At 61.5% G+C, this 12,762-nt stretch carries 12 protein-coding genes; 8 read left to right on the plus strand and 4 right to left on the minus strand.

The window, feature by feature from the left end; genetic code table 11:
- Positions 1–205: 205 nt before the first annotated feature.
- Positions 206–1,135, plus strand: coding sequence for a DMT family transporter (locus H351_RS16280; RefSeq protein ID WP_020969740.1), 930 nt, complete (start codon positions 206–208; stop codon positions 1,133–1,135).
- Here the strand turns inward: H351_RS16280 and H351_RS16285 are convergent.
- A complete protein-coding gene (locus H351_RS16285; RefSeq protein ID WP_244891361.1) occupies positions 1,080–1,655 on the minus strand; it encodes a 2'-5' RNA ligase family protein in 576 nt (191 codons plus the stop codon). The genes H351_RS16280 and H351_RS16285 overlap by 56 nt on opposite strands.
- On the opposite strand from H351_RS16285, the gene H351_RS16290 reads away from it, so the two are divergent.
- From H351_RS16290 to H351_RS16305, 4 genes are all read left to right on the plus strand, one after another.
- A complete protein-coding gene (locus H351_RS16290) occupies positions 1,621–2,718 on the plus strand; it encodes an isocitrate/isopropylmalate dehydrogenase family protein (RefSeq protein WP_021334021.1) in 1,098 nt (365 codons plus the stop codon). The two genes, H351_RS16285 and H351_RS16290, sit on opposite strands and share 35 nt — an antisense overlap.
- 206 nt (positions 2,719–2,924) lie before the next feature.
- On the plus strand, positions 2,925–3,797 hold the full coding sequence (locus H351_RS16295) for an ABC transporter substrate-binding protein (protein WP_029255466.1): 873 nt from the start codon (positions 2,925–2,927) through the stop codon (positions 3,795–3,797).
- On the plus strand, positions 3,797–4,753 hold the full coding sequence (locus H351_RS16300) for an amino acid ABC transporter permease (RefSeq protein ID WP_019748635.1): 957 nt from the start codon (positions 3,797–3,799) through the stop codon (positions 4,751–4,753). The genes H351_RS16295 and H351_RS16300 overlap by 1 nt, the downstream gene beginning before the upstream one ends.
- On the plus strand, positions 4,750–5,511 hold the full coding sequence (locus H351_RS16305) for an amino acid ABC transporter ATP-binding protein (protein ID WP_019748634.1): 762 nt from the start codon (positions 4,750–4,752) through the stop codon (positions 5,509–5,511). Before H351_RS16300 ends, H351_RS16305 begins: the two co-directional genes overlap by 4 nt.
- A gap of 3 nt (positions 5,512–5,514) precedes the next feature.
- Here the strand turns inward: H351_RS16305 and H351_RS16310 are convergent, their stop codons facing one another.
- Positions 5,515–6,360 (minus strand): class I SAM-dependent methyltransferase, encoded by an 846-nt coding sequence (locus tag H351_RS16310; RefSeq protein ID WP_007728737.1) that lies wholly within the window; start codon positions 6,358–6,360, stop codon positions 5,515–5,517.
- Positions 6,361–6,698: 338 nt separating this feature from the next.
- Here H351_RS16310 and rpsA point away from each other — a divergent pair, with 338 nt between their 5' ends.
- Positions 6,699–8,186 carry a 30S ribosomal protein S1 gene (gene rpsA, locus H351_RS16315; RefSeq protein ID WP_019748632.1) on the plus strand — a complete coding sequence of 496 codons (1,488 nt, stop codon included), beginning with the start codon at positions 6,699–6,701 and terminating at the stop codon, positions 8,184–8,186.
- 173 nt (positions 8,187–8,359) lie between these two features.
- Here the strand turns inward: rpsA and H351_RS31440 are convergent, their stop codons facing one another.
- On the minus strand, positions 8,360–8,575 hold the full coding sequence (locus tag H351_RS31440; protein ID WP_003944056.1) for a hypothetical protein: 216 nt from the start codon (positions 8,573–8,575) through the stop codon (positions 8,360–8,362).
- A gap of 159 nt (positions 8,576–8,734) precedes the next feature.
- On the opposite strand from H351_RS31440, the gene coaE reads away from it, so the two are divergent.
- Complete coding sequence (coaE, locus tag H351_RS16320) at positions 8,735–9,949, plus strand: dephospho-CoA kinase (RefSeq protein WP_020969737.1); 1,215 nt, start codon at positions 8,735–8,737, stop codon at positions 9,947–9,949.
- A 4-nt stretch (positions 9,950–9,953) separates the two neighbouring features.
- On the opposite strand, the gene H351_RS16325 is transcribed toward coaE, so the two are convergent.
- Positions 9,954–10,472 carry a ribonuclease FAU-1 family protein gene (locus H351_RS16325; RefSeq protein ID WP_020969736.1) on the minus strand — a complete coding sequence of 173 codons (519 nt, stop codon included), beginning with the start codon at positions 10,470–10,472 and terminating at the stop codon, positions 9,954–9,956.
- Between the two features lie 86 nt (positions 10,473–10,558).
- On the opposite strand from H351_RS16325, the gene uvrB reads away from it, so the two are divergent.
- Positions 10,559–12,721, plus strand: a complete 2,163-nt coding sequence (gene uvrB, locus H351_RS16330; RefSeq protein ID WP_019748629.1) for an excinuclease ABC subunit UvrB — start codon at positions 10,559–10,561, stop codon at positions 12,719–12,721.
- Positions 12,722–12,762: the final 41 nt, after the last annotated feature.

Genomic DNA, 12,762 nt, shown 5'->3' on the forward strand with positions numbered 1-12,762 from the left:
TGTGACAGAAAAACGGGAAAGTGGCAGAAAATCGTCCAAGTCTGGCTTTTCTGCCACTACTGCCACGTGGGACATTCCGTCAGGCTGGACACATGGCAATCATCGTCGTCAGCCTCTTGGTCCTACTGGTCCTGAACGTACTAGCTCTTGCCGGCCGAACGCCCGACACTCGTCACGACGTCAGTCCGCACGGAGACTTCACCCTTTGAGGGCAAGTCTGGCCTTTCAATACACCGCAGCTGCGGTGGTGTGGGGAGCCAGTTTCCTCTTCATGAAGATCGGGCTCGAAGGTCTGTCCTTCACGCAGGTAGTTCTGTGGCGCTTGGTCTTCGGTGCGCTCGCGCTGGTTCTCGTGTCAGCGGTCAGCCGGATCGGCCTACCGAGGGAATTTCGTGTCTGGAAGCACCTGGCTTTTCTCGCAGCGACGCAATGCATCGTTCCGTGGCTGCTGTTCAGTTGGGCGGAGCAGGACATGTCCTCGGGACTCGCGAGCATCTACAACGCCACCACGCCACTGATGACTATGGCTGTCTCCCTTGCCTTTCTGCCGGGGGAGACGCTGACGCGATACAAGTCGCTGGGGTTGCTTCTCGGATTCGGTGGAGTGCTGATCGTGTTGGCGCCGTGGAATCTCGGCGTTGGCGGAACCCTCAGTGCGCAGGTGGCTTGCCTGGGAGCGACTGCGTCGTACGGTATTTCGTTTGTCTACCTCAGGCGTTTCGTGCTTCCTCTCGGCATCGACACTCGTACGGTCGCGCTTGTGCAGATCAGTATCGGTGCTTTCGTGATGGTTCTGGCCTCTCCGGTCGTCGCAAACACGCCGATGCACCTCACGCCGGCAGTTGTCCTGTCGATGATCGCTCTGGGCGCACTGGGGACCGGGCTCGCATTCATCTGGAACACCAATGTCGTTCAGGGGTGGGGGCCGACTGCGGCGTCCACCGTCACTTATCTCAGTCCAGTGGTGGGCGTCGCTCTCGGCGCAATAGTCTTGGACGAAAGCGTTGGCTGGAATCAGCCGGTTGGTGCGCTGGCGGTGATCGCGGGAATCCTGGTGACCCGACGTGCAACCCGCTCTGTCACACCGGCGGTGTCAGTAACCATTCCGTCTTCTGTTCGCCGTCCCAGCGCCTGATCCCGCCGCTGCGCCCTTGAATCACGTCGGTGCCCAGCAGGGCGATGGCTTCACCCAGACGTGCAGGTTCGACGCGTCGGGCGAGCGTCACATGAGGCGTCCACGCGCCGGGCTCGACGTGGGCGGGAAGTGCCGTCGAGCCAATTGTTGACTCGGCTATTTCTCGGTGCAGGTGAAGGAGTGCACGCGAAGGAACAACCGAGCGCGCCAAGACCATCTGCTTGCCGCCGAACACGACGTAGCCACCCAGCCGGACCTCGAAGTCCGGGGCCGAGAAGCGCCGCACCAACAGTTCGTCGATCTCCGCGGGGATCTCACGGGCGACGAACAGCGTGATGTGCGGACGGTTGGACGGGCTGTGATGAGAGGCCTGACTCGGTAATCCGGCGTCGGCGAGTAGCTGCCATTGTGCTCGCACTGCCGACTCACTCACCGGATCGAGGAGCAATTCCACCGACTGGACCATGGTGAGCAATGATTGCCTGATGACAGGTGCGAGCGCAATCGGTACTCCGGCCATGCGGCTGGGACTCATGCACGGCGACGGAATCGGCCACGAAATCGTCCCGGCGACACGGCAGATCGTGGATGCGGCGCTGTCATCGGTTCACGCTCCACCCGTCGAGTGGGTCGAGCTTCCGCTCGGGAGTACGGCCATCGACACTCACGGCACGCCGATTCCCGACGAAACCATCGATGCGTTGGGGCAGCTGCAAGGCTGGATCCTCGGACCCCATGACAGCGCGTCGTATCCCGAGAGGTTTCGCGGACAACTCACCCCCGGCGGCGTCATCCGGAAAAAGTTCGAGTTATTCGCGAACATCCGACCGGCAGCAGCGTTCCCCGGCGTCAAGGCGATGGTCCCCGACATGGATCTGGTGATCGTCCGCGAGAACACCGAGGGGTTGTACGCGGATCGGAACATGGCAGTGGGCAGCGGCGAATTCATGCCGACGCCAGACATCGCCCTGGCCGTCGGTGTGTTCACCCGCGCTGCATGCGAACGGATCGCACGCACTGCCTTCGCATTGGCGTCGCGTCGGCGCAATCACGTCACGATCGTCCACAAGGCCAACGTCCTGACACTGACCACCGGCCTCTTCCGCGACGCCTGCCGAACCGTCGCCGCGGAGTACCCCCACGTAGTCGTCGACGACGAGCACGTCGACGCGATGGCGGCGCACCTCGTTCGACGCGGCGGAGACTTCGACGTCGTGGTGACCGAAAACATGTTCGGCGACATTTTGTCGGATCTGGCGGGCGAGCTGTCCGGTTCACTCGGAACCGCGCCGTCGATCAACGCTTCCGAGACGCAGGTCATGGCTCAGGCTGCGCACGGTGCAGCACCCGACATCGCCGGGAAGAACCGGGCGAACCCGACGGCACTGTTCCTCTCGAGTGCGATGATGCTCGACTGGCTCGGTGATGCGCGCGGAGATCGGTTGTTGTCTGCGGCGGCACGCCGCATTTCAGACGCGGTTCGCACGACCATCGCGTCGGGTATCGCGACCGCCGACCTCGGCGGTTTGGCATCGACCAGCGAATTTTCCGAAGTCGTGTACGCACACACTCTGCGTCGCTGATTCTTGTACGACAGGCCGGAATCTTGCGAAGTCGGCGACGGTGGAACTCCTGCCGTAACCTACCGTTCGACTGAATTTCGGATGGACGTTGCAAGTGCGGCGATCGACGAGTGGAGAGCAGAGTCGTGGTCGATGAAAACGCACGGGCACCAAGGCCACGTGGCGTGGGTTATGGCTCGAGCAGTGGCGGGCGTATCCGCACCAACGTGGTGCGAGTCCTGTTGGTGGGCTTGATCGTCGCACTGTGCGGCGGATGTGTCACCAACAACGAGGGTCTCGTTCCGGAAGGGCCGCCACTTGATGTCCAGAAGGTGCCCGAGATCGCCGCACTTCTGCCGTCCAAGGTCACGGATTCGGGCAAGCTGCAGGTCGGCGTCAACATTCCGTACGCGCCAAACGAATTCAAGGACGCGGACGGCAACATCGTCGGTTTCGACGTCGACCTGATGAATGCCGTTGCCGCCGTGCTCGGTGTCGAAGCTGTCTTCAACCAAGCCGACTTCGACAAGATCATCCCCGCTATCCAGTCGGGAAGCTACGACCTCGGCATGTCTTCGTTCACCGACTCCAAGGAACGCGAGAAGACGGTCGACTTCGTCACGTACTACAGCGCAGGTATCCAGTGGGCGCAACGGCCGGACAAGCCAGTCGATCCGAACAACGCATGCGGGCTTCGGGTGGCGGTGCAGACCACGACCACCGAGGACATCGACGAGGTGCCTGCCAAGAGCGAGGTATGCGTGGCCGAGGGCAAGCCCCCGATCGACAAGATCAAGTACGACAGCCAGGACGACGCGGCCAACGCGCTCATCCTCGGTCGAGTCGACGCGCTGTCCGCTGATTCGCCAGTGACCGGCTATGCGATCAAACGGAGCAAGGGCCGGATGGAAGCTGCCGGAGAACCCTTTGATTCGGCGCCGTACGGCTGGCCGATCGTGAAGGGTTCCGCCCTTGGGCCCGCTCTGCAGCAAGCAATGCAGTACCTGATCGACAACGGCGTCTATCAACAGATCGCGCAGACCTGGAGTGTCGAGGCCGGCGTCATCGAAGTATCCAAGATCAACGGCGCGGAAAGCTGATGAACATGACAACAACTGAGACCGGCGATCCGGTGCCGATCAAGGCGATTCCACTACGCAGACCTGGTCGTTGGATTGCCGCGGTCGTCGTCGTGGTCCTCTTCGGACTGTTCGTTTACGGCGCGGCGACCAACGAAGCCTTTGCATGGGGGACTTACGGTCAGTATCTGTTCGACAAACGGATCTCCGCTGGTGCGTGGACAACGATCCAGCTGACGGTGCTGGCAATGGTGATCGCGATCGTCCTCGGTGTGATTTTGGCAGTCATGCGACTTTCTCCCAACCCGGTGCTTCGTGCCGCGGCCTGGGGCTATCTGTGGATCTTTCGAGGAACCCCTGTCTACGTGCAGTTGGTCTTCTGGGGCCTGTTCCCGTCGATCTACAAGAGCATCGATCTCGGTATTCCCTTCGTACATCAGTTTGCGCACATCAATCTCCAAGACTTGCAGGCAGCGTTTCTGTTTGCGGTGATCGGTTTGGCACTGAACGAGGCTGCATACATGGCCGAGATCGTCCGTGCCGGCGTGAGTTCGGTCAACGAGGGCCAGACCGAAGCATCTGTTGCATTGGGTATGACGTGGAGTCAGACGATGCGCCGAACCGTTCTACCGCAGGCGATGCGCGTCATCATTCCGCCGACCGGTAACGAAGTCATCAGCATGCTCAAGACCACCTCGCTCGTGACGGCGGTCCCTTACAGCTTCGAGTTGTACGGTCGAGCGCGCGATATCTCGGGCGCCAACTTCGAGCCGATTCCCCTGTTGATGGTGGCGGCAACGTGGTACCTCGCGATCACGAGTCTGCTCATGATCGGGCAGTACTACGTCGAGCGTCACTATTCGAAGGGCGCAACCCGAGCACTGACCACACGCCAGCTTCAGGCACTGGCCGACGCGCAAGGAAAAGCTACGGTAGTGGAAACGCTTCCGGATACCCCCGGAGGAGAACGCAAATGACACCCATGGTGAAAGCAGACCGAGTTTGTAAGAACTTCGGCGCACTGGAGGTCCTGAAAGGGATTTCGCTCGAAATCGACCCTGGCCAGGTCCTCTGCCTGGTCGGTCCGTCCGGGTCGGGCAAGTCGACGTTCTTGCGCTGCATCAATCACCTCGAGCAGGTCAACGCCGGCCGACTGTACGTCGACGGCGACCTGGTGGGTTACTCGGAGAAGAACGGCAAACTGTACGAACTCCACCCGCGAGCAGCGGCCAAACAACGCCGCGACATCGGGATGGTGTTTCAGCACTTCAACCTGTTCCCGCACCGCACCGCTCTCGAGAACATCATCGAAGCGCCGACGCAGGTGAAGCGCGTCAGTAAGAAGAAGGCTGTCGAACGAGCGAAGGACCTCCTCGATCAGGTCGGGTTGAGCGCCAAAGCCAACGCCTACCCGGCCCAGTTGTCGGGTGGTCAGCAGCAAAGAGTTGCCATTGCCCGCGCTCTCGCGATGGACCCGAAGCTCATGCTGTTCGACGAGCCGACATCCGCGCTCGACCCCGAACTCGTCGGTGAAGTTCTCACCGTGATGAAGCAATTGGCCAAAGAAGGCATGACGATGGTGGTCGTCACCCACGAGATGGGTTTCGCCCGCGAGGTCGCAGATCAATTGGTGTTCATGGACGGCGGAGTTGTGGTCGAGGCAGGCGAGCCCCGGGAACTCCTGGCCAATCCGCAGCACGATCGCACCAAGGCGTTCCTGTCGAAGCTGCTGTAGCCGTCAGGGTTTGACCGCGCTGAAAATTGCAGTGCCCGGAAAGAGTTGGCCGCGCAGGGGACTCCACTGTCCCCATTCGCGGTCCAACCACTCCGGCCATTCGGGCTCGATGATGTCGCGCACCTGAAGTCCGGCCGCGACGATCTCACGAACCCGGTCGCCGATGGTGCGGTGATGCTCGACGTAGGTGGGGACTCCGTTGTCATCGACCTCGACATACGGGGTGCGGTCGAAGTATGGGAGGGTCGCGGTCAAGCCCTTCGGCCCGGGATCGTCGGGGAAGATCCATCGGATCGGATGGTTGACGGCAAAGACCCACGATCCGCCGGGACGCAGAACCCGGGCGACTTCGTTCATCACTCGCTGCGAATCGGCAACGAACGGGACGGCGCCGAACGCGGAACAGACGATGTCGAAACTCTCGTCGGCAAACGGCAGGAGTTCCGCACTTGCCTGAATCAACGGGACTGCCGGTCCGCCGGCATTCATCGCGTCCTGCCCGCGGGCGAGCATCCCCATCGAGATGTCGAGACCGACGGCCCGGGCACCGTGTCCGGCGAGCCATCGGGCACACGGCGCCGAGCCGCAACCCACTTCCAATATGTCTTTGTCGACTATGTCGCCGAGCAAGTGGTGATCGCCCTCGTGCAGCCCTTCGGGGCACCAGACGAATTCACCTTCCGCGCTGTTCACGCCCAGAAACTCGCCGTGGGTTCGGTGGTAATCGTCGGCGTCGGCGTCCCACCACGCACGGCTGGCACGGTCGCTGGCACTGGAATCGACACGGACCCGGCCGACACCGCTGGTGCCGAGAATGGAATTGGCGGCGGCATGGCGCTCGTCAGACATGAACAACACAGTAGAACGGGCGATGCGGGCGCAGGGTACCCGGGTTTGCCCGGCAAGATAGCCGACGCGTAGTCTTACTCACGCGAGTGTCTGTCATCCGACCGATTGTCTATACGGGATCTTTACCAAGGTCTCGGAATCAGTTGGACCGAGGGAGCTCGCGGTGCGCTTCCGTGGTGTGGAATGTGATCCGGTATTCGGTTGTTCGTTATTGATGCAGCTGGGTACTTCGATCTAGTACTTCACAAAAGTACTTCCAACATTTGTACGCCACAGTTGCGCATCTCGTCCGACAAAATCCATCAACCGACCACAACTCGTCCGGAGCAATTCAACATATGCCCTCCACAACCGTCACCTCGCCGCAGGTTGCCATTAACGACATTGGCTCCGCCGAGGACTTCCTCGCCGCCATCGATGCCACGATCAAGTACTTCAACGATGGTGACATCGTCGAAGGAACCATCGTCAAGGTCGACCGCGACGAGGTTCTGCTCGACATCGGTTACAAGACCGAAGGTGTCATCCCTTCTCGTGAGCTCTCCATCAAGCACGACGTCGACCCCAACGAGGTCGTCTCCGTGGGAGATGCGGTCGAGGCTCTCGTCCTCACCAAGGAGGACAAAGAAGGTCGACTGATCCTGTCGAAGAAGCGCGCTCAGTACGAGCGTGCCTGGGGCACCATCGAGGAGCTCAAGGAGAAGGACGAGGCCGTCAAGGGCACCGTCATCGAGGTCGTCAAGGGCGGCCTCATCCTTGACATCGGTCTTCGTGGCTTCCTCCCCGCTTCGCTCGTCGAAATGCGGCGCGTCCGCGACCTCCAGCCGTACGTCGGCAAGGAGATCGAGGCCAAGATCATCGAGCTCGACAAGAACCGCAACAACGTGGTCCTGTCGCGCCGCGCATGGCTCGAGCAGACTCAGTCCGAGGTTCGCAGCGAATTCCTGCACCAGCTCCAGAAGGGCCAGGTCCGCAAGGGCGTCGTGTCCTCCATCGTCAACTTCGGTGCATTCGTGGACCTGGGCGGCGTAGACGGTCTGGTTCACGTTTCCGAGCTGTCTTGGAAGCACATCGATCACCCGTCCGAGGTTGTCGAGGTCGGCACCGAGGTCACCGTCGAGGTTCTCGACGTCGACCTGGACCGCGAGCGCGTCTCCCTGTCGCTCAAGGCAACGCAGGAAGATCCGTGGCGTCAGTTCGCCCGCACGCACGCCATCGGCCAGATCGTGCCCGGCAAGGTCACGAAGCTGGTTCCGTTCGGTGCATTCGTGCGAGTCGAAGAGGGAATCGAAGGCCTCGTTCACATCTCGGAGCTCGCTGAGCGCCACGTCGAGGTTCCGGACCAGGTTGTCGGCGTCGGCGACGATGCACTCGTCAAGGTCATCGACATCGACCTCGAGCGTCGTCGTATCTCGCTGTCGCTGAAGCAGGCCAACGAGGATTACAACGCCGAGTTCGATCCGTCCAAGTACGGCATGGCCGACTCGTACGACGAGCAGGGCAACTACATCTTCCCCGAGGGCTTCGATCCCGAGACCAACGAATGGCTCGAGGGCTTCGACAAGCAGCGCGAAGAGTGGGAGAACCGCTACGCCGAGGCTGAGCGTCGCCACAAGATGCACACCACTCAGATGGAGAAGACCGCTGCAGACGAGGCCGCTGAGGCTGCCACCGCTGCTGCCGGCTACTCCTCGGAGACGGCTGCTGCAGACGATGCTGAGGCTCCGGCTGCTGCCGGCTCCGCTCCGGCAGAGTCCGCTGGCGGATCGCTTGCCAGCGATGCGCAGCTCGCCGCACTTCGCGAGAAGCTGTCGGGCAACGCATAAGGATTACCGCTTGATCTGATCAAGCGAGATCTGTGAAGAACCCCGTCCCTGCACTTGCAGGGGCGGGGTTCTTTCTCGGTCAGGTATCAGTGGCACGCGAAGAATTCAGTGAGTGAACGCAAAAATGACCGGCACCGTAGGGTTGCCGGTCATTTTTTACTTCGTGAAAAAACTCAGTTTGCGGGAGCAGGCACCCAGTAGGTGGCGGTCGCTTCGGCTGTGCGCTTACGCATCGATGCGAAGCTGTGTCGGCCTTGGCTCACGAGCATCGTGAACCACGTACGACGGTGCTCTGCCAGGGCAAAAGCAACTTCGGGAAACTCTATGCAGTGCACGCCGTTCGGCATTCCGAGGCGGTGCTGACCGTGATGGTCGCGATCTGCTCGCATGGCGTCCACTTTCTCGAGAAGGTGCAGGTACAGGTGCGTTCGCTAGAACATAACCGCACGGTCACCGAAATTGTGGTATTTGAGCCTCGAACGCCCCGGCGTGTTCGATCGGTAGGCGTGTCTCAATCTCTCGGGCGCGGAGATGAGAGACTGTCGAGTGTGTTGAGAGTAGGCCTCACTGGAGGCATCGGAGCCGGTAAGTCGACAGTGTCGAAAATCCTCAGCGAACTGGGAGCCGTCATCGTCGACGCCGACCTGATCGCCCGAGAAGTGGTCGAGCCCGGTACTCCTGGCCTGGCCGCTCTGGTCGATGCATTCGGCGACGGGATTCTGTCCGAGGACGGCAGCCTCAACCGCCCCGCGCTGGCCTCGTTGGCGTTTGCCGACGACACGTCACGCGGAACTCTCAATGGCATCCTCCATCCACTTATCGGTGCGCGGACGATGGAGCAGATCTCGTCTGCGCCGTCGGATGGAGTGCTCGTTCAAGACATTCCGCTGTTGGTCGAGGGTTCGATGGCGCCGGCGTTCAACCTGGTCGTCATCGTCTACGTCGACGAGGAGGAACGAGTTCGACGCTTGGTGGGCTCACGCGGTATGCCGGAATCCGACGCTCGTGCGCGCATCGCAGCGCAGGCTCATGACGATCAGCGTCGTGCGGTTGCCGACGTGTGGCTCGACAACAGCGGAGAGCCGGGTTCACTCGACGACGTGGTCCGCGACCTGTGGGCGAATCGACTTGTACCTTTCGAGAAGAACCTCCGCGAGCGCACGGTAGTACGTGCACTGCCGGAGCTGGCTCCAGCTGACCCGTCGTGGCCGGCACAGGCCGAACGGATCATCGGCCGGTTGTCGCTGGCGTCCGGCGACCGCGCGCGCCGTATCGATCACATCGGATCGACCGCGGTGCCTGGTCTCGATGCCAAGGACGTGATCGACATTCAGATCACTGTCGAGCACCTCGGCGTTGCCGACGACCTCGCGGAAGATCTGGCCGCTGCCGGGTTCCCCCGGATCGAGCACATCGTCGCCGACGACCCGAAACCGTCGTACCTCGGTGGTGAAACCGATCCGGCGGTGTGGGCAAAGCGGATTCACGGCAGTGCCGATCCAGGGCGCCGCGCGAACATTCACATTCGGGTGGACGGTTGGCCCGGTCAGCAGTTCGCGATCCTCTTCCGCGACTGGCTTCGCGCCGATGCGTCGGCGCGTGCCGAGTATGCAGAACTCAAGGTCAAGGCAGCCGAGAGTGCCGCAGGCATCGACGACTACGCCGCTGCGATCGACGCCTACCTGGGAGTCAAGACGCCGTGGTTCGACGCCGCTTTCCACCGGGCGTGGGAGTGGGCCGAGAAATCAGGCTGGTCCCTCTAACCGCTCAGCGCCACGTGACCGGCATGCCCACAGAGGTGAGCCAGGCGTCGAGATCGTGACCGTGGGCGGCGATGCCGTCGATAGCGCGGGCCGCGTTCAGCATCGCGCGCTCTGACGTCTTCGGGTCGAGAATCCCGGCGGTGTTCGCCTCGAGCAATTCGTCGACGTCGAGCAATTCGATGCTGCGTCCGGTCTGCACGATCAGGTCGAGGTAGTGGTCCTCGGATGTCCAGACCTGCTCACCGCGGGTGAAGTCGCCGATGTCGACATAGAAATCCCAGTCGCGGACATGCTCTGGTGTGAAGTGGAAAATCGATGCTCGAATTCCGAGTTCGGGAATGATCCAGGACTCCAGGTAGTGAAACCGGGGATGGTCGGCGTGGCGCGCCATGTACAGCCCCCACGGTTCTTCGCGGTAGTGCTCGACCGGGCGAACGAAACCCTTGGGATCGACGTTGGTGCGAGCTGCGATGTCGAAGGTTTCGACCTTCGGCCGGTGAATGTGGGGACGTTCCTCGCTCATGGTCGAAGAACCTACCGCCGAACTGCATTTTCGGCTGAACGCGGACGAGCAGGCATTGTGTCGGTGGGTGCGCCTACCCTGGTTTCATGGCGTTTGCTTCCGAACATCCCGTGGTCGCGCATTCCGAGTTTCGGCCGGTTGGTGACATCGAGCGCTCAGACGCGCGCTTCGAGGTCGTCAGCCCGTACGAACCGGCAGGCGATCAGCCGGCAGCTATCGCCGAGCTTGAAAAACGGATCAATGAGGGAGAGAAGGACGTTGTCCTCCTCGGTGCGACCGGTACCGGTAAGTCCGCGACAACAGCGTGGTTGATCGAAAAGCTGCAGCGCCCGGCTTTGGTGATGGCTCCGAACAAGACCTTGGCGGCTCAGCTCGCGAACGAGCTTCGGGAAATGCTTCCCAACAACGCGGTCGAGTACTTCGTCTCGTACTACGACTACTACCAACCCGAGGCGTACATCGCCCAGACGGACACTTACATCGAGAAGGATTCGTCGGTCAATGACGACGTCGAGCGGCTTCGCCACTCGGCAACGTCCAGCCTTCTGTCACGACGGGATGTGGTCGTGGTGGCCTCGGTGTCGTGCATCTACGGCCTCGGTACACCGCAGTCGTATCTCGATCGCTCGATTCAGCTCGACGTCGGTGTCGAGGTACCGCGCGACGCGTTCCTCCGTCTGCTCGTCGACGTTCAGTACAACCGCAACGACATGGCGTTCACGCGAGGTTCGTTCCGCGTGCGCGGCGACACGGTCGAGATCATTCCTTCCTACGAAGAGCTGGCGGTCCGCATCGAATTCTTCGGTGACGAGATCGAGGCGCTGTACTACCTACATCCACTGACCGGGGACATCGTTCGCCAGGTCGACACGGTTCGCATCTTCCCGGCGACGCACTACGTCGCCGGTCCTGAACGCATGGAGCGTGCAGCCAAGGACATCGAGGCGGAACTGGAAGAGCGGCTCGCGGAACTCGAGGGCAAGGGCAAGCTTCTCGAAGCTCAGCGTCTGCGCATGCGAACGCAGTACGACCTAGAGATGATCAAGCAGGTCGGATTCTGCTCCGGTATCGAGAACTACTCGCGCCACATCGACGGCCGTGGCCCCGGGACTGCCCCCGCAACTTTGATCGACTATTTCCCCGAAGATTTCCTACTGGTCATCGACGAGTCACATGTGACCGTTCCGCAGATCGGCGCCATGTACGAGGGCGACATGTCGCGCAAGCGCAACCTGGTCGAATTCGGATTCCGGCTACCGTCGGCAACCGATAACCGCCCTCTGACTTGGGAAGAATTCAGTAAGCGGATCGGTCAGACCGTCTACCTGTCGGCGACGCCCGGTAAGTACGAGTTGGGTCAGTCCGGCGGTGAGTTCGTCGAGCAGGTGATTCGCCCGACCGGATTGATCGATCCCGAGGTCATCGTCAAACCCACCAAGGGGCAGATCGACGATCTCGTTCACGAGATCCGTGAGCGTGCCGAACGTGACGAGCGCGTGCTGGTCACGACGTTGACCAAGAAGATGTCGGAAGACCTGACCGACTACCTTCTCGAACTCGGAATTCGCGTCCGGTATCTGCACTCGGATATCGATACGCTCCGGCGAGTCGAGCTGCTCCGGCAGCTCCGCCTGGGCGAGTACGACGTGTTGGTCGGCATCAACCTCCTGCGTGAGGGACTCGACCTCCCCGAGGTGTCGCTGGTCGCGATCCTCGATGCCGACAAGGAAGGCTTCCTCCGTAGCTCCACCAGCCTTATTCAGACGATTGGTCGAGCGGCTCGAAATGTGTCCGGTCAAGTGCACATGTATGCGGACAAGATCACCGCATCCATGGCGCAGGCCATCGAGGAAACCGAGCGGCGGCGCGAGAAGCAGGTCGCCTACAACGAGAAGATGGGCGTCGACCCACAACCTCTACGCAAGAAGATCGCGGACATTCTCGATCAGGTGTACGAGGAGGCAGAGGACACTGCGGCGTCCGTGGACGTCGGTGGTTCGGGTCGCAATGCGACGCGTGGTCGGCGTGCGCAGGGTGAGGCCGGTCGTGCGGTCAGTGCCGGTGTGTACGAGGGGCGCGACACCAAATCGATGCCTCGGGCCGAATTGGCAGATCTGGTCAAGGAACTCACCGATCAGATGATGAACGCTGCACGCGACCTTCAGTTCGAGTTGGCTGGGCGATTGCGAGACGAAATCTCGGATTTGAAGAAGGAGCTCCGAGGGATGGACGCCGCGGGTCTCAAGTAGGTCGCCTCGCGTGGGTTCGTGCTCTCGACCGCTACGGTTTC

The organism is Rhodococcus erythropolis R138, from assembly GCF_000696675.2.
In the GTDB taxonomy this organism is placed as follows: domain Bacteria; phylum Actinomycetota; class Actinomycetes; order Mycobacteriales; family Mycobacteriaceae; genus Rhodococcus_F; species Rhodococcus_F erythropolis.

Coding starts and splice junctions, on each gene's coding strand:
- H351_RS16310 (WP_007728737.1), bottom strand. CDS start 6,360: ATGTCTGACGAGCGCCATGCCGCCGCCAATTCCATTCTCGGCACCAGC.
- H351_RS16325 (WP_020969736.1), bottom strand. CDS start 10,472: ATGAGCGAGGAACGTCCCCACATTCACCGGCCGAAGGTCGAAACCTTC.
- H351_RS31440 (WP_003944056.1), bottom strand. CDS start 8,575: ATGCGAGCAGATCGCGACCATCACGGTCAGCACCGCCTCGGAATGCCG.
- H351_RS16305 (WP_019748634.1), top strand. CDS start 4,750: ATGACACCCATGGTGAAAGCAGACCGAGTTTGTAAGAACTTCGGCGCA.
- rpsA (WP_019748632.1), top strand. CDS start 6,699: ATGCCCTCCACAACCGTCACCTCGCCGCAGGTTGCCATTAACGACATT.
- uvrB (WP_019748629.1), top strand. CDS start 10,559: ATGGCGTTTGCTTCCGAACATCCCGTGGTCGCGCATTCCGAGTTTCGG.
- H351_RS16285 (WP_244891361.1), bottom strand. CDS start 1,655: ATGGCCGGAGTACCGATTGCGCTCGCACCTGTCATCAGGCAATCATTG.
- H351_RS16300 (WP_019748635.1), top strand. CDS start 3,797: ATGAACATGACAACAACTGAGACCGGCGATCCGGTGCCGATCAAGGCG.
- H351_RS16290 (WP_021334021.1), top strand. CDS start 1,621: ATGACAGGTGCGAGCGCAATCGGTACTCCGGCCATGCGGCTGGGACTC.